The sequence below is a fragment of the Ferrimonas futtsuensis DSM 18154 genome (assembly GCF_000422645.1).
Classification (GTDB): Bacteria; Pseudomonadota; Gammaproteobacteria; order Enterobacterales; family Shewanellaceae; genus Ferrimonas; species Ferrimonas futtsuensis.
Genome location: NZ_AUGL01000018.1, coordinates 64,365 through 90,815 on the forward strand (window position 1 = coordinate 64,365; position 26,451 = coordinate 90,815).

24 protein-coding genes are annotated in these 26,451 nt (G+C 60.3%); 16 read left to right on the forward strand and 8 right to left on the reverse strand.

Translation table 11 applies throughout. The annotated features are described in order from the left end of the window. The first annotated feature begins 104 nt into the window (after window positions 1-104). From nrdR to arsJ, 12 genes are all read left to right on the forward strand, one after another. Window positions 105-554 (forward strand): transcriptional regulator NrdR, encoded by a 450-nt coding sequence (gene nrdR / locus G505_RS0112620; RefSeq protein WP_028109885.1) that lies wholly within the window; start codon window positions 105-107, stop codon window positions 552-554. Next, window positions 554-1,666: a bifunctional diaminohydroxyphosphoribosylaminopyrimidine deaminase/5-amino-6-(5-phosphoribosylamino)uracil reductase RibD gene (gene ribD, locus G505_RS0112625; RefSeq protein ID WP_028109886.1), complete on the forward strand. Its 1,113-nt coding sequence runs from the start codon at window positions 554-556 to the stop codon at window positions 1,664-1,666. The genes nrdR and ribD overlap by 1 nt, the downstream gene beginning before the upstream one ends. Beyond that, a complete protein-coding gene (locus G505_RS0112630) occupies window positions 1,667-2,323 on the forward strand; it encodes a riboflavin synthase (protein WP_028109887.1) in 657 nt (218 codons plus the stop codon). 13 nt (window positions 2,324-2,336) lie between these two features. Beyond that, a complete protein-coding gene (ribBA, locus tag G505_RS0112635) occupies window positions 2,337-3,443 on the forward strand; it encodes a bifunctional 3,4-dihydroxy-2-butanone-4-phosphate synthase/GTP cyclohydrolase II (protein ID WP_028109888.1) in 1,107 nt (368 codons plus the stop codon). A 110-nt stretch (window positions 3,444-3,553) separates the two neighbouring features. After that, complete coding sequence (gene ribH, locus G505_RS0112640) at window positions 3,554-4,018, forward strand: 6,7-dimethyl-8-ribityllumazine synthase (protein ID WP_028109889.1); 465 nt, start codon at window positions 3,554-3,556, stop codon at window positions 4,016-4,018. 27 nt (window positions 4,019-4,045) lie between these two features. Further along, window positions 4,046-4,456, forward strand: coding sequence for a transcription antitermination factor NusB (gene nusB / locus G505_RS0112645; RefSeq protein WP_028109890.1), 411 nt, complete (start codon window positions 4,046-4,048; stop codon window positions 4,454-4,456). Window positions 4,457-4,519: 63 nt separating this feature from the next. Then, complete coding sequence (thiL, locus tag G505_RS0112650; RefSeq protein WP_211219972.1) at window positions 4,520-5,485, forward strand: thiamine-phosphate kinase; 966 nt, start codon at window positions 4,520-4,522, stop codon at window positions 5,483-5,485. Window positions 5,486-5,495: 10 nt separating this feature from the next. Beyond that, entirely contained in the window at window positions 5,496-5,978 is a 483-nt protein-coding gene (locus tag G505_RS0112655; RefSeq protein WP_028109892.1) for a phosphatidylglycerophosphatase A family protein, read from the forward strand. Window positions 5,979-6,100: 122 nt separating this feature from the next. After that, the gene (locus tag G505_RS0112660) at window positions 6,101-6,448 is read left to right on the forward strand and encodes a metalloregulator ArsR/SmtB family transcription factor (protein ID WP_028109893.1); all 348 of its coding nucleotides are present in this window, start codon (window positions 6,101-6,103) and stop codon (window positions 6,446-6,448) included. A 9-nt stretch (window positions 6,449-6,457) separates the two neighbouring features. Continuing rightward, a complete protein-coding gene (gene arsB / locus G505_RS0112665; RefSeq protein ID WP_028109894.1) occupies window positions 6,458-7,516 on the forward strand; it encodes an ACR3 family arsenite efflux transporter in 1,059 nt (352 codons plus the stop codon). Between the two features lie 23 nt (window positions 7,517-7,539). Next, complete coding sequence (locus tag G505_RS0112670; protein ID WP_028109895.1) at window positions 7,540-8,547, forward strand: ArsJ-associated glyceraldehyde-3-phosphate dehydrogenase; 1,008 nt, start codon at window positions 7,540-7,542, stop codon at window positions 8,545-8,547. Between the two features lie 56 nt (window positions 8,548-8,603). Next, window positions 8,604-9,848, forward strand: coding sequence for an organoarsenical effux MFS transporter ArsJ (gene arsJ, locus G505_RS0112675; RefSeq protein WP_028109896.1), 1,245 nt, complete (start codon window positions 8,604-8,606; stop codon window positions 9,846-9,848). Between the two features lie 321 nt (window positions 9,849-10,169). Here arsJ and arrB read toward each other — a convergent pair whose 3' ends face one another. The 6 genes from arrB to G505_RS0112705 all read right to left on the reverse strand — a co-directional run bounded on the left by arrB (window position 10,170) and on the right by G505_RS0112705 (window position 17,427). Then, entirely contained in the window at window positions 10,170-10,871 is a 702-nt protein-coding gene (gene arrB / locus G505_RS0112680) for an arsenate respiratory reductase iron-sulfur subunit ArrB (RefSeq protein WP_028109897.1), read from the reverse strand. Between the two features lie 11 nt (window positions 10,872-10,882). Then, window positions 10,883-13,447: an arsenate respiratory reductase molybdopterin-containing subunit ArrA gene (gene arrA / locus G505_RS0112685; RefSeq protein WP_028109898.1), complete on the reverse strand. Its 2,565-nt coding sequence runs from the start codon at window positions 13,445-13,447 to the stop codon at window positions 10,883-10,885. 209 nt (window positions 13,448-13,656) lie between these two features. Further along, the gene (locus G505_RS0112690) at window positions 13,657-15,366 is read right to left on the reverse strand and encodes an aryl-sulfate sulfotransferase (RefSeq protein ID WP_035385375.1); all 1,710 of its coding nucleotides are present in this window, start codon (window positions 15,364-15,366) and stop codon (window positions 13,657-13,659) included. Between the two features lie 22 nt (window positions 15,367-15,388). Further along, window positions 15,389-16,144, reverse strand: coding sequence for an outer membrane protein OmpK (locus tag G505_RS0112695; protein ID WP_028109900.1), 756 nt, complete (start codon window positions 16,142-16,144; stop codon window positions 15,389-15,391). Between the two features lie 39 nt (window positions 16,145-16,183). Next, window positions 16,184-16,804 carry a disulfide bond formation protein B gene (locus G505_RS0112700; protein ID WP_028109901.1) on the reverse strand — a complete coding sequence of 207 codons (621 nt, stop codon included), beginning with the start codon at window positions 16,802-16,804 and terminating at the stop codon, window positions 16,184-16,186. An 11-nt stretch (window positions 16,805-16,815) separates the two neighbouring features. Continuing rightward, a complete protein-coding gene (locus G505_RS0112705) occupies window positions 16,816-17,427 on the reverse strand; it encodes a thiol:disulfide interchange protein DsbA/DsbL (protein WP_028109902.1) in 612 nt (203 codons plus the stop codon). Window positions 17,428-17,668: 241 nt separating this feature from the next. On the opposite strand from G505_RS0112705, the gene G505_RS0112710 reads away from it, so the two are divergent. Then, window positions 17,669-18,421: a TetR/AcrR family transcriptional regulator gene (locus G505_RS0112710; protein ID WP_028109903.1), complete on the forward strand. Its 753-nt coding sequence runs from the start codon at window positions 17,669-17,671 to the stop codon at window positions 18,419-18,421. Between the two features lie 19 nt (window positions 18,422-18,440). Here the strand turns inward: G505_RS0112710 and G505_RS0112715 are convergent, their stop codons facing one another. After that, window positions 18,441-19,031, reverse strand: a complete 591-nt coding sequence (locus G505_RS0112715) for a YjaG family protein (protein ID WP_028109904.1) — start codon at window positions 19,029-19,031, stop codon at window positions 18,441-18,443. Between the two features lie 13 nt (window positions 19,032-19,044). Next, a complete protein-coding gene (barA, locus tag G505_RS0112720) occupies window positions 19,045-21,777 on the reverse strand; it encodes a two-component sensor histidine kinase BarA (RefSeq protein WP_028109905.1) in 2,733 nt (910 codons plus the stop codon). 135 nt (window positions 21,778-21,912) lie between these two features. On the opposite strand from barA, the gene rlmD reads away from it, so the two are divergent. The 3 genes from rlmD (at window position 21,913) to mazG (ending at window position 26,290) form a co-directional block, all read left to right on the forward strand. Beyond that, window positions 21,913-23,247 (forward strand): 23S rRNA (uracil(1939)-C(5))-methyltransferase RlmD, encoded by a 1,335-nt coding sequence (gene rlmD / locus G505_RS0112725; RefSeq protein WP_028109906.1) that lies wholly within the window; start codon window positions 21,913-21,915, stop codon window positions 23,245-23,247. A 62-nt stretch (window positions 23,248-23,309) separates the two neighbouring features. Next, complete coding sequence (gene relA / locus G505_RS0112730) at window positions 23,310-25,514, forward strand: GTP diphosphokinase (RefSeq protein ID WP_028109907.1); 2,205 nt, start codon at window positions 23,310-23,312, stop codon at window positions 25,512-25,514. After that, on the forward strand, window positions 25,460-26,290 hold the full coding sequence (mazG, locus tag G505_RS0112735) for a nucleoside triphosphate pyrophosphohydrolase (protein ID WP_281169893.1): 831 nt from the start codon (window positions 25,460-25,462) through the stop codon (window positions 26,288-26,290). Before relA ends, mazG begins: the two co-directional genes overlap by 55 nt. The last annotated feature ends 161 nt before the right edge of the window (window positions 26,291-26,451 follow it).

Genomic DNA, 26,451 nt, shown 5'->3' on the forward strand with positions numbered 1-26,451 from the left:
GGCGAGCCCCAAACCCCCGCAAACCGTTAACCTGAGGACGTAAATCCGCTATTCTATGCAGTCAGTTAAGCTGTCCTGGTAAAAGGGACCCCGCCGGAGGCAACATGCACTGTCCATTTTGTTCAACCAACGACACCAAGGTGATCGACTCCCGTCTGGTGGCCGAAGGGCACCAGGTGCGACGTCGCCGTGAGTGCCTCACCTGTCATGAGCGCTTCACCACCTTCGAGACTGCTGAACTGGTGATGCCCAGGGTGATTAAGCAGAACGGTACCCGAGAGCCCTTCGACGAGGAGAAACTGCGTCGCGGCATTCAGCGCGCGGTGGAGAAGCGTCCGGTGTCTCAGGAAGCCATTGAGCAGTCCCTGAGCAAGATTAAGTCTGCCCTGCGGGCCACTGGCGAGCGGGAGGTGGGCTCAGACATGGTGGGCAACCTGGTGATGGAGCAACTGATGGCCCTGGATAAGGTGGCCTACATCCGCTTCGCTTCTGTGTACCGGGCCTTCGAGGACCTGTCTCAATTTGGCGAAGCGATCGCCAAGCTGGAAAAGTAATGAACTGGTCAGAAGACGACTTTCACTATATGCGCCGGGCCATCGAACTGGCCCGGCGCGGCCGTTTCTCCACCCGTCCCAACCCTGCGGTGGGCTGCGTCATCGTCAAGGATGGTCAGGTGGTGGGCGAGGGGTTTCACCCCAAGGCGGGTGAGCCCCACGCCGAAGTGTTTGCCCTGCGCGCCGCCGGTGCACAGGCCCGGGGTGCGACCGCCTACGTGACCCTGGAGCCCTGCTCCCACTACGGTCGGACCCCCCCCTGTGCCGAAGCCCTGATCAAGGCCGGCGTCGGCCGGGTGGTGGCCGCCATGGTGGATCCCAATCCCCAGGTGGCAGGCCGCGGCCTGTCGATGCTGCGTGAGGCTGGCATCGAGGTGGCCTCCGGGTTGCTGGAGGGGGATGCCAGGGCGATCAACCCAGGCTTTATCAAGCGGATGTCTACGGGGCGCCCCTACATCCGCATTAAGCTGGCGGCCTCCATCGATGGCCGCACCGCCCTGGCCAACGGCCAGTCCAAATGGATCACCGGTCCTCAGGCCAGAGCCGATGTTCAGGCGATGCGCCTGGCCCACGGCGCTATCATTACCGGGGCCGATTCGGTACTGGTGGATGACCCGTCCATGAACGTGCGTCCCGAGCAGTTGCCGGCGTCGGTGGTGTTGCCCCACTCCTGGTCTCAGCCCTTGCGGGTGGTGGTGGATGGCCGGGCCCGGCTTGCGCCTCCGCTCAGGATGACCGAGCTAGACTCGCCTATGTTGCTGGCATCCACTCGGGCCTACCGTTGTGAGTGGCCGCCATCGGTAGAGTGTTGGCAAGGTCCGTCCAAGGGGGAGAAGCTGGATCTGCAGGCCCTGATCGCCGAGTTGGCCGAGCGCCAGATCAACACCGTTATGGTGGAGGCGGGCGCCTCGTTGGCCGGCGCATTTCTCAGTGCTGGCCTCTGGGATGAACTAATTCTTTATCAGGCACCTAAGATGATGGGTAGCGATGGCCGCGGGGTAGTGAATCTGCCCGAGCTGGCCGAGATGGCCCAGGTGCCAGAGTTTCAATTTAGAGACGTACGCCGGGTTGGGGCCGATCTGCGGCTGACCCTGGTGCGCGCGGAGTCATAGATGTTTACAGGCATTATCGAAGCGGTAGGCACCCTGCGACAGCTGGAGCGACGCGGTGACGACCTCAAGGTCACCGTGGCCAGCGGCAAGCTGCCTCTGGAAGACGTGCAACTGGGAGACAGCATCGCCACCAATGGCGTCTGTCTCACCGTGGTGGAGAAGCTGGCGGACGGCTATGTGGCCGACGTATCCGGTGAAACCCTGGCACGAACCAATTTTGCTCACTATCAGCTTGGTCAGAAGGTCAATCTGGAGCGGGCGGTGACCCCGGACACCCGTCTGGGCGGGCACCTGGTCAGCGGCCACATCGATGGCCTGGCCACAGTAGAGAGCGTCAGCCCCCGCGGGCGCGCCATAGAGTACTGGCTGCGGGCCCCGTCGGGCCTGGGCCGTTACATTCCCGAGAAGGGGTCGGTGACCATTGATGGCATCAGCCTGACCGCCAACGAGGTGGACGGTCACCGTTTCCGACTTACCCTGGTACCCCATACCGTCCAGGAGACCACCATAGGTGAGCTCAAGCCCGGTTCTACGGTGAACCTGGAGGTGGATCTGATCGCCCGTTACCTGGAGCGACTGATGCAACCTCTGGATGATGAGCCTGAGGCCGGTGGCATCACCATGGCGATGTTGGCAAAAACTGGATTCTTAAAATAACAAGGTCATCAAGATGGCGCTGAACAGCATTGAAGAGATCATCGAGGATATCCGTCTGGGCAAGATGGTGATCCTGATGGACGACGAAGATCGTGAGAACGAGGGCGATCTGATCATGGCCGCGGAAGCGGTGACCCCGGAAGCGATCAATTTTATGGCCAAGTTTGGTCGCGGGTTGATCTGCATGCCCATGAGCGGTGAGCGTTGCGACCGTCTGGGCTTGCACCAGATGGTGTCCCGTCACACCGAACAGTATGGCACCGCCTTCACCGTCTCCATCGAGGCGGCTCAAGGGGTGACCACCGGCATCTCCGCCGCCGACCGTGCGGTCACCATTCAGACCGCCGTGGCCAAGGACGCCAAGCCGACGGATCTGGTCCAGCCAGGTCACATCTTCCCCTTGCGTGCCCGTGAGGGTGGGGTGCTGACCCGTGCCGGCCACACCGAGGCCTCGGTGGATCTGGCCCGTTTGGGCGGGTATGAGTCTGCGGCCGTTATCGTGGAGATCCTCAATGAGGATGGCACCATGGCGCGTCGCCCTCAGCTGGAGGAGTTTGCCGCGGAGCATGGTCTCAAGGTGGGCACCATCGCCGACCTGATTGAGTACCGTAACCTCAATGAAACCACCATTGTCCGTGAAGCCAGCTGTCGTTGGCCGACCCGCTTCGGTGAGTTTGAGCTGGTGAGCTTCCGCGACACCATCGACGGTGAAGCCCACTTCGCCCTGGTGAAGGGTGACCTGGCCGAGAATCCTCTGGTTCGGGTTCATCTGCACGACGGTTTCAATGACCTGCTGTTCTCTGAGCGCGGCGGTGCCAGTCCATGGGGCCTGGAGAGCGCCCTTGGCCGCATCGCCCAGGAGGAGAACGGTGTGCTGATACTGCTGGGTCGTCACCAAACCAGTGAAGAGCTGCTGGAGCAGATCAGAGCTTACGCCGACGAGGACAAGGGGGCCGCAAGCCCCAAACACAAGCCGTTCGGCACCTCCCGCACCGTGGGTGTGGGTTCCCAGATCCTGGCGGAGCTGGGTGTGACCCGGATGCGCCTGCTGTCCGGGCAGAAACGTTACCACGCCCTGTCCGGTTTCGGACTGGAAGTGACCGAGTACATCGGTGAATAAAACTGGCCAGCTGGCGTTAAGTTTTTAATGCTGGCTGTGCTATCATTACGCCACTTTTCGCCCCGGCCTCATGCAGGGGCGTATACCAATCTGTTTTTTGGATATAAATCATGATTGTCATCGAAGGAAACATTGAAGCCAAAGGCGCTAAGATCGCCCTGGTGGTCGGCCGTTTTAACAGCTTTGTCGTAGAGAGCCTGGTAGAGGGCGCCATCGATACCCTGAAGCGTCTGGGTAACGTCAATGACGATGATATCTCCATCGTTCGCGTACCTGGCGCCTTCGAACTGCCTCTGGCAGCTCGCAAACTGGCCGCCAAGGGTGAGTTTGACGCCATCATCGCACTGGGTGCGGTGATCCGTGGTGGCACTCCCCACTTCGATTTCGTTGCCGGAGAGTGCAACAAGGGACTGGCACAGGTGATGCTGGAGTTTGATACTCCCGTCTCCTTCGGCGTCCTAACTACCGATACCATCGAGCAGGCCATTGAGCGTGCCGGCACCAAGGCTGGCAACAAGGGCCATGAGGCCGCAATGAGCGCCCTGGAGATGGTCAACGTCCTTAAGCAGATTTAAGAGACGTCTATAATTCAGGAGAACCAAGTGAAGCCTTCAGAGCGTCGCAAAGCCCGCCGACTGGCGGTGCAAGCCATCTATTCATGGCAATTGAGTAGAAATGATGTGGCTAATGTAGAGCACCATTTCCTCACAGAGCAGGAAACCGACGGCGTGGATGTGGCTTACTTCCGTGAACTGCTGGTTGGGGTTTCTACCCACGCCAAGCAGTTGGATGAAAAGTGCAAGCCTTACCTGGCTCGTCTCATCGAGGAAGTGGACCCCATCGAACTGGCGGTTTTGCGTCTGGGCGCGTACGAGTTGCTCTATCGCGACGACGTGCCCTTCAAGGTGGCTATCAACGAAGCCATTGAACTGGCCAAGGTCTTCGCCTCCGACGACAGTCACAAGTTCGTCAACGGGGTGTTGGACAAGCTGGCCAATGCCCAGAAGCGTTAAGCTTTCGCGTTGATCGATTAATGGAGCGGCCACATAACTATGTGGCCCTTTTTATGTATGCCTATTAGCGAATTTGAATTGATCGAGCGGTTCTTCCGTCAGGGGTGTCAGCGAGGCAACCAGCGCAAGGACGTCTTGATGGGGATCGGCGACGATGCCGCCGTCCTGCGGATGCCGGACAACAATCAGTTGGTGGCCACCACGGACACCCTGGTGGAGGGGATCCATTTCCTGCCCTCCATCGACCCTCAGGTGCTGGCGTATAAGTCGGTGGCGGTGAACCTGTCGGATCTGGCCGCCATGGGCGCGGATCCCGCCTGGCTGACCCTGGCTCTGACCCTGCCCAATAGCGATGAAGCCTGGCTGGCCCGCTTTGCCGCCGGTCTGAACCAGATCTGTGAGTACTACGGCATCGCCCTGGTGGGGGGGGACACCACCCGGGGGCCGCTGACCATCACCCTGACCGCTTTGGGACATGTGCCTGCGGATCAGTCACTGACCCGCAGTGGCGCCAAACCCGGCGACTGGATCTATGTGACCGGTCACCTCGGCGACAGCGCCGCCGGCCTGAAGCTGCTTAAAGGTGAGCTGCAGGCCAGCGACGATCACAATGAGTTTCTGGTGACCCGTCACCTGAGGCCAACGCCGCGGATTCTGGCGGGGCGCTCTCTGCGTGGCATCGCCAGCGCCTGCCTGGATCTCTCTGATGGCCTGGCCGGGGATCTGGAGCATATAGTCAAGGCGTCAGAGGTCTCGGCCCATGTGGACATCGACAAGCTGCCCCTGTCCAGGGCGCTGCTGGAGACCCTGGGAGAGGACGATGCCCGTCAGCTGGCCATTCGCGGCGGCGAAGATTATGAGCTGCTGTTTACCGTACCTGAGGCCCAGAAGGGGGCCTTGATGACCGCCCTGGGTGAGGCGGGGGTCAGCCACGCCTGCATCGGTCAGGTTCGTGCCGGCAGCGGCATCCATTACTATTGCGATGGTGAGCCCCTGGCTGAGGCGCCCCAGAGCTTCCGCCATTTCTGAGGGATAAGTGATGACACGTTTTGCTGGTGTGCGCCTGAGCAACCCGGTGCACTTTCTGGCTCTGGGGGGGGGGCTTGGCCTGGCGCCCAAGGCCCCGGGCACCTTTGGTACCCTGGCGGCCTTCCCCTTCTATTGGGTGATGCAGGATTGGTCCCTGTTCCCCTACCTGATGACCCTCATCCTGTTTTCCGCCGTGGGGATCTACCTCTGTGGTAAGACTGCCGAGGATATGGGGGAGCACGATCATCCCGCCATCGTCTGGGATGAAGTGGTGGGGATGCTGATCACCCTGATCGCCGCACCGGCGGGATGGATCTGGCTGGTGATCGGCTTTGCCCTGTTCCGTCTGTTTGATATCTGGAAGCCCTGGCCCATCCGTTTCTTCGACAAGCAGATGGAGGGGGGCCTGGGGATCATGATGGACGACATCCTCGCCGGCATCTTTGCCTTGGTGTGGCTGCAAGCCCTGGCCCGCCTGTTCCCCAATCTGTGATGCTCCCCCAAAGGCCCGCACTCTGCGGGCCTTTTGTCATCAAACTGTCACCCTCCGCGCTTTACATATGCGAATTGGCGAATATAATTGGTGTATATTCGTTTTCCCATATGTGAGTCACCATGAGAGATCCCGTATCCCTGCTCAAGGGGTTGGCTGACACCACCCGGCTGAAAATCATGCTGCTGATCAGCCGTGAAGGAGAGCTGTGCGTTTGCGAGCTCTCCGGCGCCCTGGATGAGAGCCAGCCCAAGATTTCCCGTCACCTGGCCCGCCTTCGAAGTGAAGGTCTGCTGCGGGATGTACGTAAGGGGCAGTGGGTGTTCTACCGTTTGACCGAGTTGCCGGACTGGACCCTGGATACTCTGGATGGGCTCAATCAACAAAGGCCGGACGTCATCGACGCCGACATCAAACGACTGGCGGCCATGGGCGACCGGCCCGATCGCAAAGCGCTGTGTTGCGACTGAGGGGGAACCGTGGGACTGTTTGAACGTTATCTCAGCCTGTGGGTGGCCCTGGCCATCGGTGCCGGTGTCCTGTTGGGCCAGCTGTGGCCCGACGCTTTTGCCGCCTTGGCCAACTGGCAGCTGGCGCAGATCAACCTGGTGATCGCCGTCCTAATCTGGGTGATGATTTTCCCGATGATGGTGCAGGTGGAGTTCCGCTCGGTGCGTCAGGTGAGCCGCCAGCCCAAGGGGTTGTGGCTGACCCTGGTGATCAACTGGCTGATCAAACCCTTCACCATGGCCGCCATCGCCTGGCTGTTCTTCCGCGGCCTGTTTGCCGACCTGGTGCCCGCCGCCGATGCGGAGCAGTACATAGCCGGCATGATCCTGCTGGGTGTGGCGCCCTGTACCGCCATGGTGTTTGTCTGGTCGCAACTGACCCGGGGTAACCCCGCCTACACTCTGGTTCAGGTGTCGGTGAACGACCTCATCATGGTGGTGGCCTTCGCCCCCATCGCCGCCCTGCTGCTGGGGGTGTCTGAGATCGCCGTGCCCTGGGAGACCCTGGCGCTGTCGACCCTGCTGTACGTGGTGTTGCCCCTGGCCGTGGGCATTGTGGTTCGTCAGTTGCTGCTGCGACGGGGTGAAGCCGCCCTGGCCCGCTTCTGTGACCGCCTCAAGCCGGCGTCCATGACCGGCCTGTTGGCCACCGTAGTGATCCTGTTCGGCATCCAGGCGCCCACTCTGCTGGCCAGCCCCCTGGTGATTGGCCTGATTGCCATTCCTTTGATGATCCAGACCTATGGCATCTTCGTTATCGCCTACGGCGGTGCTAAGCTGCTCAAACTGCCCCATAATGTGGCGGCACCGGCGGCGATGATCGGCACCTCCAACTTCTTTGAGTTGGCAGTGGCGGTGGCCATTGCCCTGTTCGGTTTGCACTCCGGTGCGGCGCTGGCCACCGTGGTGGGCGTTTTGGTGGAGGTGCCGGTGATGCTCTCCCTGGTGGCGGTTGCCAACCGCACCCGTCACTGGTTCCCCAAGGCCGACAGCGAGCCCCATACCAACGCGGCGCAACAGTCCGCGTAACCCACCGATTGAGAGAGAGAAAGATGACGGTAAAAGTAGGCATCAACGGATTCGGGCGCATGGGGCGCCTGGCCCTGCGCGCCGCCTGGCAGTGGCCGGATTTTGAATTTGTACAGGTGAACGACCCGGCAGGCAACGCCGCCAGCTTGAGTCACCTGTTGGCGTTTGACAGTGTCCATGGCCGCTGGGATGCGGATATCCACAGTGAAGGTGACGCGATGGTCATCGATGGCAAGCGCATCGAAGTGACCGGCCACAACAGCCCGGCAGAGGGCGACTGGTCCGGGTGTGACATCGTCATCGAGGCGTCTGGCAAGTTTAAGAGCAAAGATACGTTGCAGCCCTTCCTGGACCAGGGGGTTAAGCGTGTGGTGGTGACCGCGCCTGTGAAGCAGGAGGGGGTGCTGGATGCGGTCTATGGTGTGAACCACCACTGGTATGACAGGGAGGTGCACCGCATTGTGACCGCCGCCTCCTGCACCACTAACTGTCTGGCGCCGGCGGTGAAGGTGATCCAGGAGAAGCTGGGGATCAAGCACGGTTCCATGACCACCATCCACTCCATCACCAACACCCAGACCATCCTGGATGCGCCTCATCCGGATCTGCGCCGGGCCCGGGCCTGTGGCCAGAGCCTGATCCCCACCACCACCGGCTCAGCCACCGCCATCACCCACATCTTCCCCGAGCTCAAGGGGCGTCTCAACGGCCATGCGGTGCGGGTGCCCCTGTGCAACGCCTCCATCACCGACTGTGTGTTCGAGCTGGAGCGGGCCACTACAGTGGAGGAGGTGAATGCCCTGCTCAAGGAGGCCGCCGCAGGTGAATTGTCAGGGATTTTGGGCTTCGAGGAGCGCCCCCTGGTCTCCATCGACTATCGCACCAATCCCCACTCCAGCGTGGTGGACGCGCCCTCCACCATGGTGGTGAACGGCACCCAGCTCAAGCTCTACCTGTGGTATGACAATGAGTGGGGCTACGTCAACCGCACCATGGAGCTGGCCCGCTACCTGGTGGAGCAGGGCCTCTGATCTCAGGCCGGTCCCAGGACCGGCCTTTTCTATGTCGGTGTGTTTATATTGATTTTATGATTGCCAAGATACGCAACCTGAGCCCGGGCCTTCGCCAGTACCTGCTGGTGACCTTCAACTACTGGAACTTCACCCTCACCGACGGCGCCCTGAGGATGCTGGTGGTGCTCCACTTCCATCAGCTGGGTTACAGTCCCCTGGCCATCGCCTCGCTGTTCCTCTTCTACGAAATCTTCGGGGTGGTCACCAACCTGGTGGGTGGCTACCTGGGGGCCCGCATCGGACTCAACCGCACCATGAACCTGGGACTGGGGATGCAGGTGATGGCGCTGCTGATGCTGGCGGTGCCCTCGGCCTGGTTGTCGGTACCCTATGTGATGGTGGCCCAGGCCCTGTCAGGCATCGCCAAGGATCTCAACAAGATGAGCGCCAAGAGTGCCATCAAGACCCTGGTGCCCAAGGGGGAGTCAGGCGCCCTCTATCACTGGGTGGCGGTGCTGACCGGCTCCAAGAATGCCCTCAAGGGAGCGGGGTTCTTCCTCGGTGGCCTGCTGTTGGTGCAGCTGGGCTTTCAGGGGGCCATGGTGGTGATGGCGGGCGTGCTGCTGTTGGTGTGGCTGACCAGCTTGAACGGGCTGCGGCAGGAGATGGGGCGGGCCAAGAGCAAGCCCAAGTTCTCTCAGCTGTTTTCCAAGAGCCCCAGCATCAACATCCTGTCTGCGGCGCGGCTGTTTCTGTTCGGGGCCCGGGATGTCTGGTTTGTCGTCGCCCTGCCGGTCTACCTGGGCAGCACCTTCGGCTGGAGTCACACCGCCGTCGGCGGTTTCCTGGCGCTGTGGGTGATCGGCTACGGCCTGGTTCAGGGGATCGCCCCCAGAATCACCGGCAGTGACCGTCGCCACGGATCGGTACCTGACGGTGCGGGCGCCCTGAAGTGGGCGGCGCTTCTCACTGGTGTGACCCTGGTGGTGGCCCTGGGGGTGCAGCTGCAGATTCTGCCCCAGTTCACCATAGTGGCGGGGCTGATGGTGTTCGGGTCGGTGTTCGCGGTGAACTCCAGCCTGCACTCCTTCCTTATTGTCCATTACGCCGGTGAGGATGGGGTTTCCATGGATGTAGGCTTCTACTACATGGCCAACGCCATGGGCCGGCTGGTGGGCACCCTACTCTCTGGCCTGGTGTTCCAGCTGGCGGGGCTGGCGGCCTGTCTGTGGGTCTCCTCGGCCTTCCTGGCCCTGACCACCCTGATCTCACTCTGGTTGCCCAAAGACAAACCGGACTCTCTTTCCCAAGGGGCGTAATGATGAGCTTTCTTCCCTTAACCTGACCCTGTCCGGGGTCAAGCCGATGTTGTATTCAGCCCCTGGACTGTAGGGGTTCTGGCCGGGGAACGGCACACACTCACTCCGCTGGGAGGTGACCGCCGTGGTCGCCATTCTCTCCGAGGAGGAGTTGCAGTGGTTTGGTTGGGGCCTCGGGTCAAATCCCCGGGAATCCTCTGGCTGCATTTACCTTGATGGGATTGGCGGAGAGTTAGTCCGAAAGCGAGTCACAGTGGCTGACTCTTGGCCAGGGGGCGATGCAAAAGGAGCGGCGGGTTGCCCCGCCGCCCTGTCGCCTATCTAGATCTGACGCACGCCGAAGCTGCGGATGTAGTACACCCTGGGCTTGGTGCCGGCTTCCGGCTGCAGCTGCATCGATTTATGCATCTTCAGCAGGCGGGAGACCTCGCTGTAGGGATCGCTCAGATCGCCCACCACCCTGGCACCGGCCGGACAGGCGTCCACGCAGGCGGGGTTCAGTCCCTGCGCCAGGCGGTGATCACAGCCGGTGCACTTCTCCACTGTTTTCACCGGGCGGGTCACCGGGTAGGTGTCGCCGCGCTCCGGGTTCTCGTGGGGAGAACGCTTGGCGCCGACGGCGACCAGCACCTCCTTGGGAGAGACGGTGCCGCCGGCCACCAGCGGATGATCATCTTGCCAGCTTCGATGGGGCGTCTCCTTATTGAAGCCGATGACGCCATAGGGACAGGCGCGTTCACAGCGGCGGCAGCCGATGCATTTGTCGACATTATGCAGAGTGAGGCCATTGTCCGCCTTGTACATCGCGTCTTCCGGGCACACCTCGACACAGGCAGCATTTTCACAGTGGTTGCACAGAGTGGGGGTGTAGCTGTAGGTCACGTCGGGGAATTTCCCCTCGGTTTTACTGATGTGGTGGGACCATCGAATGCCTTCAGGGGTGTTGTTTTCCGTCTTGCAGGCGAGGTCACAGCCGCCGCAACCCACGCATTTCTGCAGGTCGATAACCATTCCAAATTTCATCTGTCGTTACCTCACGCTTTCTCAATACGGATACGGGTGTGGCCATAGAAGGCCGAGGCGCCGCTGAATCTGTCGTAGCGGGCCGGAATGATGGCGTTGTTGCTGCCACCGCGTGGGGTCTTGCCGAACTCCTTGGCGGCATACCGGCCGTAGGCCCAGTGGCCTTGACCGAACGCCTTGGCAACACTGCCGGGACGAACCCCCTCCCACAGCTTGGCGGTGCAGGTCAGCTCGCCGACGGTGCTGATGATGCGAATCTCGTCACCGTCTTTGATGCCCAGGGCGTTGGCGTCCACGGGGTTGATTTTGGCCACGTCCTTATGGGCTTCATCCCCCGGAGTCAGATCACCAAACTCGTAGAACCAGGGGGCATTCTGGGAGCGGCCCTCGTGGCTGAGGCGGGACTTGTGGTCCACCAGCAGCAGGGGGAACGCTTTGGCGTCGCCGTCGCGAACCGGTTCCTGGTAGTGAGGCACGAAGGCTTTCTCGCCGAAGCCGGTGTACTCGCAGGCCTTGACCACATCGTCGATGGAGACATGGTGACGCTTGGCGTGTTCGGCCAGGGCATGCTCCAGGGTGACGCTGTAGAACTCGAACTTGTGGGTGTCGGTCTTAAACTTGCCCCAGCGTTTGCGGTACTCATAGGGGTGGGAGTTCCACACACCGCGCTTCACAAACTCATCCCAGCCGGAGAGTTTCTCACCATACTTGGAGGCGTCTTTGTGCCACAGCGGTGCGGTCACATGCTTAACGGCGATCTCGGCAAACTCCTCGGCGTCCTTGGCCGGCTTGCCGGTTTCCGGGTCCACGATCTGTTCATTGATGTAGCGCCAGGGATTGTCGAAGCCCTTGTCCGCCAGTTTCTTGGCCAGCAGGTAGGGCACCTCGGTCTCATCCTGGCGGGTGTCGTACATCCGCTTGATGCTGGGCACCTGCAAAGAGACGTGGCTGACGCCGTTGCCGGCCGCTTTCAGCACCCCCCACTTCTCGAACATGTGGTGGCTGGCAGGCAGCAGCAGGTCGGCAAACCAGCTGAACTCGGAGATGTTGGTGGTCACGTGAGCCAGGTAGGGCAGGCGGCTCAGGGCCTTCTCCCAGCGCTCGGTTTCGGGGGCGGCGAAGGTGAAGTTGTTGAAGTAAGCCAGCATCACCTCGATCTCATAGGGGTCGGCGTTGAGGATGCCGTCGGCGGCGTTGTTGGTGACGACGCCTTTGCCGGATTTGCCTTTCTTCAGCGCCGGGAACTCCAGGCGGCCACGTTGATCGATCTTCTCGTGCTTCTTACCCTTCTTGGCGACGGCGTCCAGGTAGTCTGCCGCGTCGGGGAAGGCCTTGTTCATTGGGGCCTTGTTGTAGGGGAGTACGCCACCTTCGTTGTCGATGGCACCGAACAGGCCATTGAGGGCATGACAGGCCATGGAGGTATAGGTGCCCCGGGTCTGCATCACTGAGCCCCGGGCGGTCCAGACCTGTACCGCAGGCGCGGCGGCGCCCATCTCTCTGGCCATGGTGCGGATGTCGTCCGCTTTCACGCCGGTGACCTTCTCGCCCCACTCGGCGCTGTACTCCTTCAGCGCCAGGTTCCACCACTTCACCAGACCATGACTGTGTTTCTCCTCAAACAGGGACTCCTCCACCTCCTTGCCGGCAACGAAGTGGTTTTTGCCATCGTTGAAGTCACCCACAAACGGCTTATGCCAGACGCCGGTCACCAGGGCTTCGTGGGCGATGGCCAGGGCCAGGGCGGAATCTTGACCGGTTTCGATGGGGATCCATTTGTGGGCCTTGGCGGCGGAGGCGGACAGGCGTGGGTCAACCACCACCACCTTGGCGCGATCCAGGGTGTTGCCCCATTCGCTGGAGTAGAAGCTGACCTGGCGGTTGGAGGCGATGGGGTCGGCGCCGAAGGAGAGGATGTATTTGGTGTTCTTCACGTCGTACTGGTTGTAGCCCCAGTTGCCATCCAGGAAGAAGGGCCCCGCCTTGTGGGCCTCGGCACAGAGGGCACTGTGGGAGATGTTGTTGGGCGAGCCGATGATCTTGGTCATTTTGTCATACAGCAGATCACGGGCCAGGGAGTAGCGACCGCGCAGCAGCGCGTATTTGTGGCTCTCGTCCCGAGCACGCAAGGCCAGGATGCGATCGGCCAGCATCTCCATCGCCTTATCCCAGCTGATGGGGACAAACTTGGGATCCTCATGACGGCCCTTGTTGGGGTTGGTACGCATCATCGGGGTCTTGAGGCGATCCGGGTCATAGATCATCTGCAGGCCCAGGTGCTGACGGGGACAACCGGCGGTATCGTGGATCTTGGAGTAGGGGTTACCGCGCACCTTGATGGCGCGGCCGTCCATGATGTAGACCTGCTTGGCACACCAGGAGGTGCAGCCCTGGCAGGTGGTGGGGACCCAGGTGCCTGTGTTGGTGCGCAGGTCTACCTTGGGCAGTTCGCTTGCCATGAGGTCGAGCAGTGGAGAGAGGGCAAAGCCACCGGAAATCCCGGTGGCAGCGGTGCCTACCAGAGAGCCTTTGAGCAGCGTCCTTCTGGCGGCGCTGAACCCGTCTTTCTTGATCATGATGTCATCCTTGTATTGCAATATACGTAATAGCGCATGAGCTGGGCCGTATATCACCTATGCTCCTGGCTATGTTGATACTTTTATGGCTGACATTGATATGACGCCGGTCAAAATTTAACCACATAAAAAGTGTGTGAATTATTGAGGTTCAGGACCAAACTGAAAAAGCCCCGCATGGCGGGGCTTGGATTTGTGGTCAGGAGAGGTTAGAACAGCTGCTTGGGGTCGACGATCAAAGCGCGGTAGCTGGGTTCGGTCTTGGCCATCGAGTTCACCGTCAGCTCCACCTTCACCTTGCCGTTTTCGGTTACCTCGTTGATGAAGTGTTTGCCCGGTTGGCCGGTGAACAGGCCAGCGGAGGCGGAGTACATGAAGAAGCTCTCCTTGTCGTCGCGCCACTCGATGTTGGAGGTGATGGGGGAGTACCACTCGTAGCCGCGCTCTTTGCCGTACTCGAAGGTTTGCTGCACCGTCATCTTGGCTTCGTCAATCTTGTACTCCACGCCGCGGCTGTACTTCATGGTGGGCATGGCGGGCTGTTCGAAGTGGCGGCCGTCGCCATTGTCGAAGGAGACCAGGGTACCGCGGCTGGTGAGCCAGGAGGTGTGCTGGGTCCAGGGCCAGTCGAAGTCCGTGCCTTCACAGGTGCCGGTGTTCATGTTGCAGTCCAGGGGTTTGCCCTTGGCATCCACCGGAGTCAGCACCTTGTCGGACAGCGTGCCCCAGCCCTTGTTGGCGGCCAGGATCCACTTTACGTCGCCGTCGCGGCTCACTTTGGCGGTGCCCTGGTGACGCATGGAGACGATGATGGAGTCATCACTGGGGTCGTAATCGACGGAGTTGATGTGAGCCCAGTTGCGCCCTGCGGCCACACCGGGCAGGTCGCCGAAGGGGGCGTCGGGCTCAATGTCCATGGTTTCGCCGGCGTGGCTCTCATCCACGTTCAGGCAGACGGCGCCGGAGTCCAGGCCGATAAGCAGGTCGTCACGCATGTTGTCGAAGATCTTGTTGAAATCCCAGACCTGCACCACATTGCCGGTCTGGTCCACCTCGATGACGTGGTCACGCACCGTCTTCACCCGTTTGCCATCCTCGCGAAGATAGTTGTCCTTGGCGACCCGCAACAGGTAGTGGCCGTTGGGCATCTCCAGCATGGCGTGGGAGAAGCCGGTGAAGCCGCGGGGCATCTCCCGCTTGAAGACCTTGCGGCCCAGCATGTCATAACGGGCGTAGTAGTGGTCCTGACCCCAGTAGAGTTCACCGTTGTCCGACAGGTGGAAGCCCATGGCGATCCCCTTGGTGGTGTCCTGGTCATACACCTTGTCCCAGTCCATGAACCAGCGCACCTCTCCTGAGGTATCGGTCACAAAGACGATGGGGTAGTTGTCCCAGCCCTGGGTGTTCTCATCGGCGCCCAGGTGGTTCACCAGGTAGAGGCGGTCGTTGAACTTCTTATCCACCTTGACCACATCCACTTCAGGGAAGGAGCGGACCTGACCGTCAAACAGCAGCTGTTTGACCGGGGCAGTCTTGATCTTGTACTGCTCCTTGATCTTTTTGCCGTCTTTGTTGTACTCCACCGAAACCGTGTTGTTGTAGTCAGGGTAGAGGCCAAACACCGGGATGCCGTTGTGAGTGGTCACCGCGGTGTCGGAGACCGGGTACTCAATCACGCTGCCGCCCTTCTTGGGTTCGATGCGCACCTTGACGTCACTGATGTGGAACCCGTTCAGATCGATCACCGCGGTCAGGGGGGCGAAATCATAGGGGTTCACCTTGACGATGCCTATCTGGCCCTGGGTGGCCACCGAGGTCAGGTACTTATCAGCCCAGTCGTCGCCGCCGGCCAGGGCGGAGTGGCTCAGGCCCAGCAGGCCCAAGGTCAGGGAGGTGGCAAGCAGAGTCTTTTTCATCATCGTATCTCCAGTATGGTTTTTATCAGAAGTTGTATTGCAGGGCGTAGAACAGACCATCGTGGTAGCCCTTCTTGCCCAGGTTGTTTTCGGCGTAGCGGTACTGCAGAGAGGCGGACAGGCCGGCGCCAATGTGGTACCTCAGGGTCAGCTGACCGTTGAAGCCATGGTCTTCGCCGTCGCCGGAGACCATCAGGTAGTCGTCGCCGCGGCCGAAGAAGTGCTCCTGCCACCAGCCCAGGCTGAAGTGGTGGCCAGCCAATTCCAGATCCTGAGTGGCACACAGCCACAGGTAGCCGCCGTTGAAGCCGTTGGCGTCGAAGGGTTCGCCGTTGGCCTTTCTGAAGTGGGCGTAGTCGGAGGTAACAATATGTCCGGCCAGGGCCACCTGGGTGTAGAGGCCGTTGTCCCAGGTTTTGTCATGGCTGAGGCCCAGGGTGGTGTTGGTTTCGGACCAGACGGGCTTTTGTTTGTTGAACACCTGTCCATACCAGTTCCAGTCGCTGTCACCGATGTTTATCTGGCCCACCAGGTTGATCTCCGAGCCGATCATCTCCGAGTCGGTGAAATCCTCCAGTTTGACGTGGCCGTAGACATCACCGAAGGCGTTGCCGGTGGCGCCCTTGAGGGTGATGAATTCGTTCTCGCTCTTGCCGTCACCGAAGTGATTTTCCGCCTTGCTGCCCCAGTCCATCACACCGGTTTCGACTGCCAGCATGGCGGCCTGGGCCGGAATTGAGGTGAGCAGGGCCAAGGCCAGCGCGCTTACGCGTGTCTTCATAGTTTTTATCTCCAGGAGGCTCCTTGGAGCCGGGGTTGGTTAGCGTTTGGTGAGGGTCTTGAGCCAGGCGCCGGTTAAAGGGGCCAGGGCGGCAATAAACAGGGAGTAGGCGATGATGCAGTACTGGGCCATATTCAGTCCCAGCAGGCTCCAGTCATCTTCACCGCAGATGCCTGAGGGCTGGAACTCATAGGGGAACCAGATATGCATGGGCAGCCCCAAAGGGAACTTGGGTTCGGTGGAGCAGGCACCGCCACCGCCGCCGGCGGCAAACAGGTCGCCGCCCTCGGCCATTACAGAGTCCAGGGCGTGGGAGGAGTCATGCAGGCTGGCCAGGTCAATGGACCAGGCCATCCCCTGCAGCACCGCATACCAGGCCAGGGCCATCCCCACCAGCTTCAGTGGGGTGCTGTCCGGCTTTATCGCCATGATCAGCCCGGCAAGCAGGATGCACATCTGGCTGAAGCGGATGTAGACGCAGATTTCGCAGGGGTCCATCTCCAGGAACCACTGGAAGTAGCCCATGGCGGAGAGGATGAGAAACAGGGCGGCGCCGCTCATCAGCAGCCAGATCCAGCGTTGCTGCTGCCACTGCTCCAGGGTGTTCATCGGGGCCGATTTAAGGCTGCACCAGCCTTGCTGCAGTTGTGATACAGACATGAGCCTTTCCCCTACTTGGTCAGCAGTTCGGCGGTCAGCTCATCCAGCATCGTCATGCTGGTGATCGACTGGGTGTTGATCAGGTAGCGGCCATTGACCACAATGGCGGGAATCCCCTTCACCTTGGCGACCTTGATCCCCTGGTCCCACTTGGTCATCAGCTCCGTGACTTTGGTGGAGTTCTTTGCTTGGTCGAATGTGGCTTGGTCGATGTTGCCAGCGGTTAATCCGAACTGAATCGCTTCTTCGGAGGATTTAAATTTTACTTTGTCATCGTGAAGATGCTGGTAATAAGCCATCTTGACCTTTTTGTACTGTTTTTCTCCCAGGGTTTTTGCCACGGCAACTACTGTGGCTTTCTCTTTGCCAAACGGAGGTTTGGTGGAGATGTGGTAGGCATCGTAGCTGACCCCTTCTGGCAAATTTTCAATATATTTCGGCATCACCGCCTTCTCATATTTGTAGCAGAAGGGACAGTTGGTGGAATAGACCTTTACCACCTGATTATTTGCAGAAAAACCGTTGTCTTTCAGGTCGATATAATGCTTGCCTTCGCTGTAGTCAGCGGCATTGGCGCTGAGGGCGAACAGGGACAGGGCGGCCAGGGACAGTAAGCGTTTCATAAGTTCTCCATTGGGTGGTGTGGGCGGCAATGCCGTCGTTGGAGAACAGAATAGGGGGCGACACACTCGGCTTCTGTGATGGCTGTGGCTCTGGTTCTGGGGAATTATTTCATAAACTTGTTTTTCTTCGTGACTGGAATCTCAGAACCCTTCATTGCTCATTTTGCTGTGCTTTGGTTAACAGAAACAACCCGACTTTTTATGAATACTTTCCCCAGACTTTTTGTGATCCGGAGCCAAAATGAACCGCGCTGAATTAAAACGTAAAAGGATTAATACCATTCTTAATTCCGCCGAACAGGCCATTGTGGATCACGGACTGTTTTCCCTCAGTCTGCTGGAACTGGCCCGCCAGGCGAACTGTCCGGTCAATACCCTGTATAACTACTTCTCCAGCCGTGAAGATATTGCGGTCGCTCTGTTCAACCGCATTATTGGCAAATGGGGGGTGAAGGCCTCCCAGGAGATCGCCCTGGAGCCGGGCAGCTTTGCCGAGCGCTTTGTGGCGATGCAGCTTATCTGGGTCTATCGGGCCCGGCTCTCCATGGACCCGGGAGGCATCCAGTTTTTGGCGGCCATGCCGTGCGTCTGGAAACATGCGTCCCATCAGAGAATTGCCACCACCCGCCGCTTGCTGGACAGCTGGTATCAGCTCAATTGCGATTTTCTGGTCTGCGCCAGGGAGCGGGGTGAGTTGCGAGCGAATGATGAGGCGATTCATCACTGCCTGAATCTGGTGACCTGTCTGGAGCGGGGATTTTCCCTCTTTTCCAACAACTACAGCTTCCGGGATGAGATGATGCAGATGCCGATGGAGCGGGTGCTGGACTCCATGCTGCCTATTCTGGCGCAACTCAACTGGTCTGAGTCTCTGGAGCGGCTGGATCGCGACCGGGTGCTGACGATTTGTCAGCGTGTGAATGAGGAGCTGGCGAAGTTTGAGGTGGATGACCTGATTGAGCGGACGGAGGCGGCCCTGGAGCAGGGGGCCTGACAGGGCCCCCGGACAAAGCTTACAGGCTGATGCCGATGTTGGAGGTGGCGCTGGAGCGAATCTCTTTGCGCATCTCCTTGATCTCCTCTGAGGCAGGCTCGGACTCCACCCAGTCCAGCAGCTGGCCCTGAATCGACTTTTCTTCCTGCATCATCTCGTGATTGAAGATGAAATCATCCAGGGCACGCCCTTCCAGTTCAGGCATTTCGGTCACCTCGATGTAGTTGGTGACCGTCGAGCTGGAGAGCTTGGAGACGTTGATCAGATCCTCTTCCACCTTCTGCTGCATGGCAATGAAGATGGTGGATACGGCGACCACGGCGTCCATGGCGGGGTAGACCCCATACATGTCGTGCTGCTCCGGGTCCGGGGTGATCGCTTCCAGTTTCTCGATCTGTTGTTCCATGGCCAGCTTCAGCCTCTGGGTGAAGCAGCTCTCCCACAGCAGGTCCAGGGAGACCTGAAGCTGATCGGCCCCCTCGCTCTCGGTGGCGGCACAGAACAGCTGAAAATTGGGCAGCATACGTTCCGCCAGGGCGGTGGCAAACAGGCGTTTTTGATCTGCGCTCAGCGCTTTGATGCGGCTGAAGAAGCCGGGTGTCTTGCTCATCTATCGATTCCGTTTAGGCTGCCAGTATGGTCTCGGCAGCGGATTCTACCTTGTTTAGCTCGTCGAGTAACTCGAGAATTTCCGGTTCCAGGTCCAGAGTGCCCTGTCCCTGTTTGAGTTGCCCTTCCAAATTGGCGCACAGGGATTGCAGCGCCGGTACTCCAGAATAGCAGGTGGCCCCGTGCAGTTTGTGTACCGTCTGCTGCAGGGTGTGACGGTCCCCCAGGTGCAGAGCGTGCTCGATCTGCTCCCGGGTTTCCGGAATGCTCTGGGCCAGCATCATCAACATCTCCCGCGCCAGGTCATCGTTGCCGCCGGACTGGGTCAGAGCCAGCTCCCAGTCCACGACCTGACTGGCCTCGGCGGTGACCGGCGCGGTCCAGCGAATGATCATCTCCTCCAGGCCGCTCTCGTCGATGGGCTTGGTGAGAATGTCGTCCATGCCACTGGCCAGCACCTCTTCCCGCTCTTCACCCAGCAGGTGAGCGGTCACCGCGATAATGGGGGTACGGGTGTTCAAGGAAGCGCGGCGGATCTCCCGGGTGGCCTGGATGCCGTCGATGTCCGGCATCTGGATGTCCATAAAGATAAGGTCGTACTCCTCCTCGGCGGCCCGGCGAATCGCCTCGGTGCCGGAGGAGAGGGTGTCGACCCGGGTAACCAACTCCTGCAGCAGGGTATCGATCAGCTTGAGGTTGGCCCGGTTGTCATCCACCGCCAGGGTTTTCAGCTGGCGCTTCTCTCTTGGAGGCAATTGAGGCGGTTCGGCGGCGGGCAGATGCTGAGGCTCGCCATTGGTGAGGCTGGCAAACAGTCGCCGCTCGCTCATGGGCAGGGTCAGGCAATGGTCGATGCCCAGCTCTTCGACCTGATGAACCACTTCGCTGCTGTCGCTGTCCAGCAGCAGCACCAGGTTGTCACAGTGCTGGCGTATGGTGCCCAGGGTCGCCATCATCGACTCGCTGGGCTGAAGCTTGCGCCAGGCAATCAGGGCATGGCTGAAGTGACGCCCCTCGAGGTAGTTCTGCAGCGGGGCGCTGGAGCCACAGGCGGTGGTGTCCATCTGCCAGTTTTCCAGCTGTTGCACCAGGTTGTTGCGGGTGAGCAGTCGGGGTTCGAACACCAGGGCACTCTGTCCACGGACCTGATCCAGGTTGAGGGGGTCGGAGATGGTGAAGGGGCTCTTCTCAATGCTCAGGGTGAACCAGAAGGTGGAGCCCTGACCCTCGCTGCTGGTAAAGCCAATCTGTCCGTCCATATGGTTGACCAGGCGTTTGGTGATCACCAGCCCCAGGCCGGTTCCGCCGAAGCGGCGACTGATGGAACTGTCCGCCTGGCCGAAGGCCTGGAACAGCAGCGATTGCTGCTCCTTGGAGATGCCGATGCCGGTGTCGGAGACCTCGCCGCGGATCAGCACCCGTTCGGCGGTCTCCTTGGCGGCATCCAGTTGCAGGCGCACGCTGCCCTTGTCGGTGAACTTCACTGCGTTGTTGACCAGGTTGGTGAGGATCTGCTGCAGGCGCATCACGTCACCATTGAGGCTGTCGGGCAGGTGGTCATCGATCTCAATGACCAGTTCCAGCCCCTTTTCCGCGGCGGCGGTGGAGAGCAGCTGCATGGTCTCATCCACGGCGTCCCTCAGGGCAAAGGGCATCTTCTCCAGCACCATGCGACCCGCCTCCAGCTTGGAGAAGTCGAGGATGTCGTTGATGATGGAGAGCAGGTTGCTGGCGCTGCGCTCAATGGTTTTCAGGTAATCGCGCTGGTTGTCGTGGAGCGGGGTTTTCAGCAGCTGCCGGGTAAACCCGATCACCCCGTTGAGCGGGGTACGCAGTTCGTGGCTCATGTTGGCCATAAACTCCGACTTCACCCGGCTGGCCTCCAGGGCCCGCTTCTTGGCGATGTCCAGTTCGACGTTCTGAATCTCAATCTGCTCCAGGGTCTCCCTCAGGTCCGAGGTGGCCTGGTCGATGTTCTGCTGCATCTCATTGTGGTACTCCGCCAGCGAGGAGGCCATGGCATTGATGCCCCGCTTGAGCTGGTCCAATTCGCCGATCAGCTCTCCCTGGAGCCGGGTATCCAGCTTGCCCTCGCGAATTTTGGCCACCGCCGCCACCATGTCGGTGATGGGGCGGGTGACGTTTTTCATCAGCCGGAAGGTAAACAGCAGATTCAGCTGGACGCCGATGAGTACGATGATGAAGGCCCAGCCCGCCCCGCGGTACTGGCTCACCAGGGCTTCATGCTTGTTGATCTGCAGCACCACGTAACCCAGCTGGGTCCGCGGGGTAAAGTTGGTGTCGATGTTGGGGGTGGGCAGGGTGAAGATGGGGGCGCGCATGATCACGTGGTCGCCGATGTGCTCCACGTCCATACCCTGTTTCAGATCCCGGTTCAGGGGCAGCTTGATCAGGTCGAAATTCTGCCGGTACTGGCTGGTGGCAAACACCTGGTTTTCGTTGTCAAAGATGGCGATCAGCTGGATGAACAGGGAGTTCTGCTTGTGAATCATGTCGATGAGGCGCTGGCTGTAGTCCCGGTTGCTGGTACTCAGGCCATAGCTGGCCGCCATCGCCAGGGGACTGACAATGTTCTCTCCCCGGTTGATCAGCGACTGGTCCAGCTCAGAAAAGCGGGTCAGGGTAAAGAAGCTGCCCAGCAGAATGCCGATCAGTATGGTTGGCGCCAACGCCAACGCCAGCACCAGTACCCAGGCTCTGAGACTGTATTTGGTGACCCCATTCATCTGTGGGACAATGCTCCCCTTATCTGTTTTGGCTCAGGTGATCTGCTCTGCGCCCTGGTAAACCGGGCGCTGCAAGCGATCCCGGCCGTAACCACGCCTAGGTGGATCCCCCTATTGTAATCAACGGACCTTTTCATGGCACAGTTTTTTACCCCTAAGTCCAATAAATTAAAGAAGTTGTCGAAAAAAATCATCCTGGATGTCCTGCGCCTGGATCATAAGGGCCAGGGGGTGGCCGATCATGAGGGCAAGGTGGTGTTCATTCCCGGCCTGTTGCCCGGTGAGCGCGGAGAGGTGCAGCTGACTGAGCAGAAGAAGCGTTTTGCCCAGGCCAGGCTGCTCAAGCGCATGGGAGAGAGCCCGCTGCGCATCCAGCCGCAGTGTGAGCACTTCGGTCGTTGTGGCGGCTGTCAGGTTCAGCACCTGTCCCAACAGCAGCAGCGCGCCTATAAGCAGCAGGCACTGCTGGACATGTTGTCCCGCCTGGGGGGCTGTGAGCCTGACCAGGTGGCCGAGCCCCTGCTGGGGCCGGGCTGGCACTACCGCCGCCGCGCCCGCTTGGCGCTGAAGGTGGAGAAGGGCGACTTGCAGATGGGGTTTCGCCGGGAGGGCAGCAATGAGATCGAGTCGGTGCGCCGCTGCCCCATACTGGTGCAGCCTTTCGCCGAACTGCTGCCCCAGATCCACGGTTTGCTGAACGCCCTCAAGGGAAAGCGTCAGTTGGGCCATCTGGAGCTGACCCGCACAGCCAGTGGTAACCTGTTCTGTCTGAGGGTGCTCAAGCCCCTTAATCAGGGGGATTGTGCCGCCTTGAGTGGCTTTGCCGCTGAGCATGATCTGGTGGTTCTGCTGGATGAAGGGGAGCGGGTAAGGCGCCTGGATGGCAAGCCTCTTGCACCCTTCGCCATTGAGTTGGGTGACATCAGCGCCCCCCTGGCCTATCTGCCCGGTGACTTCATTCAGGTCAATGACCAGGTGAACCGGGCGATGGTGGCCCAGGCGCTCGATTGGCTGGCCCCGGATGCGGACGACACCGTGCTGGAACTGTTTGCCGGCATTGGCAACTTCAGCTTCCCCTTGGCTCGCCGTTGCCAGTCGGTGCTGGCGGTGGAGGGGGTGGATGCCATGGTGGCTCGGGGCAATGAACGCGCCCGGGAACTTCAGCTGGGTAACCTCAAATTCTGTCAGGCGGATCTGAACGACGGTGAAGGCGATCCTCGCTGGCTCAAACCGGTGGACCTGCTGTTGCTGGATCCCGCTCGTGCCGGGGCTGGGGGGGCTCTGACCCACCTGGACACCTGGTCGCCCAGGCGGGTGCTCTATGTCTCCTGCAATCCCGCCAGTTTGGCCCGTGACGCAAAATTGCTCACTGAGAAAGGATATCGCCTAAAGAGGGTTGGACTGGTGGATATGTTCCCCCATACTCAACATCTGGAGTCCATGGCACTTTTCGAAAAAAGTGGGCTCTGAACAATAGGATGCTGCAGGCGCGCGGCGAAGGAATCACGCTCAACATAGGATGACACAACACCATGGTATCGGTTCGTCAGATCCATTTCGGGGAACAGCAGGTCGATCTTAGCCAGTGGCTGATGCAGCTCGAGCTCAGCGCGGAATCGCGCCAGAGGCTGGAGGCCTGTTTCCGATATTGTCAGGAGCTGACCGTGGAGGAGCGCCCGGTGCTGGAGGCATGCCTGATCCGTGCCAGAGAGATGGTGGAGATCCTGCTGCCGCTGAATATGGACATCGCCACCCTTGAGGCCAGTCTCCTGTTCACCTGCCTGGACGAGGGGCTGCTGACTCTGGAGCAGATCGAGGAGAAGTACGACGCTAAGTTGCTGCCCTTGATCAAGAGTGTCCAGGTGATGGACGCCATCCGCACCCTGCAGACCGGCAGTGGCGTGCACGCCTCAGAGGGCCAGATCGACAACCTGCGTCGCATGTTGTTGGCCATGGTGGAGGATGTCCGTGCCGTGGTGATCAAGCTGGCGGAGGGAGTGGTCATGCTCCGCGAGGTGAAAAATGCCGACGAGGAGACTCGGGTGGTGCTGGCCCGCGAGGTGCGCGACATCTATGCGCCCCTGGCCAATCGTCTGGGTATCGGCCAGCTCAAATGGGAGCTGGAGGATCTCTCCTTCCGCTACCTGCATCCGGACACCTACAAGGACATTGCCAAACTGCTGGACGAGAAGCGCATCGACCGGGAAAGCTACATCCAGGAGTTCGTCTCCGACCTGCAGCAGAATCTGGACAGAGACGACATTCGCGCCGAAGTCTATGGTCGCCCCAAGCATATCTTCAGCATCTGGAAGAAGATGCAGAAGAAGAATCTGGCGTTTTCCGAATTGTTCGATGTGCGCGCCGTGCGCATCATCGCCGAGCGGCTGCAGGACTGTTACGCCGCCCTGGGCGTGGTGCACACCAAGTGGCGCCACCTGCCCAACGAATTTGATGACTATGTGGCGACCCCCAAGCCCAATGGCTACCAGTCGATTCACACCGTGGTGCTGGGGCCGGCGGGCAAGAGTGTGGAGATTCAAATTCGCACCGAGCAGATGCATCAGGATGCCGAGCTGGGTGTGGCCGCCCACTGGAAATACAAAGAGGGCCCCCAGTCCGGCAAATCCACCGGCTTCGAGGAGAAGATCAACTGGCTGAGGAAGATCCTCCAGTGGCAGGAGGACGTGGTGGAGAGCGGCAACCTCATCGATGAGGTGCGCAGTCAGGTGTTCGAGGACCGGGTCTACGTCTTTACCCCAAGGGGGGATGTGGTGGACATGCCCGCCGGCAGCACCGTGCTGGATTTTGCCTACTACATCCACTCCGTGGTGGGACATCGCTGCATCGGCGCCAAGATCGACGGCCGCATCGTGCCCTTCACCACTGAGGTGGAGACCGGCCAGCGGGTGGAGATCATCACCGCCAAGCAGCCTAACCCCAAGCGTGACTGGCTCAACCCCAACCTGGGGTACATCAAGACCAGCCGGGCCCGGGCTAAGATTGCCCACTTCTTCAAGCAGGAAGACAAGGAGAAGAACACCCTGGCGGGCCGGGAGATCCTGGAGACCGAGCTGGGCCGTCACGGCCTCAAGCTGGAGGAGGCCGGTTCCGCCGTCGAGCGCTTCAACATGCACAGCCTGGACGATCTGCTGGCCGCCATCGGCGGCGGCGACATCCGTCTCAACCAGGTGATCAACCACATCCAGAGCCGTCACAAGCGGGCCATGGAAAACGAGGAGGACGCGGTGGCCGAGCTGGTCAACCGTGCACCCTCCCGTCCCAGCCGTCGCAGCGGTCAGATCGAGGTCAATGGCGTGGGTAACCTGATGACTCACATGGCCAAGTGCTGCCAGCCCCTGCCCGGGGATCCCATCTACGGCTACATCACCCAGGGGCGCGGTGTCTCCGTGCACCGGGAGGAGTGTGAGCAGCTCAAGGATATGCTGGAGCGCAGTCCGGAGCGGGGTGTGGACGTGGTCTGGGGCGAAAGCGCATCAGGGGGCTACAGCGTCAGCATCCGGGTGGTGGCCAATGACCGAAACGGCCTGCTGCGGGATGTGACGACTCTGCTCACCAACGAGAAATCCAATGTCACCGAGATGCGCAGCCGCTCGGACAACATGAAACACACCGCCATCATCGAGCTCAAGCTGGAACTGTATAACATGGAGTCGTTGAGTCGATTGGTGTCGCGCCTGAGCCAGATCCCCGGCGTGGTGGAGGTAGGCCGACTGTGAGCCAGATAGACAGACTGCTGGCCATCATGGCCAGGCTCCGTGATCCCAAAGGTGGCTGCCCTTGGGATCTCAAACAGGATTTTGCCAGTATCGTGCCCCACACCCTGGAGGAGGCCTACGAGGTGGCCGACGCCATCGAGCGCGGCGACTGGGAGGGGCTGCCCGGAGAGCTGGGCGATCTGCTGTTCCAGGTGGTGTTCTATGCCCAGATGGGCAAGGAGAAGCAGTGGTTTGATTTCGAGGAGGTGGCCCGCCGCATCAGCGACAAACTGGAGCGGCGTCACCCCCATGTATTCACCGATGCCCGGATCCTCGAGGCAGATCTCAAGGCCAACTGGGAAGCCACCAAGTCCGCCGAGCGGGCGGACAAAGGGGAGCACTCCCTGCTGGATGACATCCCCAGGGGGATGCCTGCCCTGACCCGCTCGGTGAAGATCCAGAAGCGGGTGGCCACCGTCGGTTTCGATTGGGACAGCCTGGGACCCGTGGTGGAGAAGGTCCACGAAGAGGTGGAAGAGGTGCTGGAGGAAGCCCACCAGGTGGTGGTGGATCAGGAGAAACTCACCGAAGAGGTGGGGGACCTGCTGTTTGCGGTGACCAACCTGGCCCGTCATCTCAAGGTGAATCCGGAACAGGCCCTGCGCCGGGCCAACGACAAGTTCGAGCGACGGTTTCGCGGGGTGGAGAGTCTGGCTGGCGAATCAGGCCGAGATCTCGATGCCCACAGCCTGGACGAGCTGGAGGGCTACTGGCAGCAGGTCAAGGGGCGGGAATAGCGCCCCTGTTGTCCTCTTGGGCGGTGTAAAATTAACCACTAAAGGTTTGTATTTTTGACAAGGATTCAACGCATCTCAGATTGTCCTGCTCAAGGGCCTCTGGTATACTGTCATCCCGTCCTATAGTGAACTCCCACTAAGTCGTATCATTCTTATCTCAG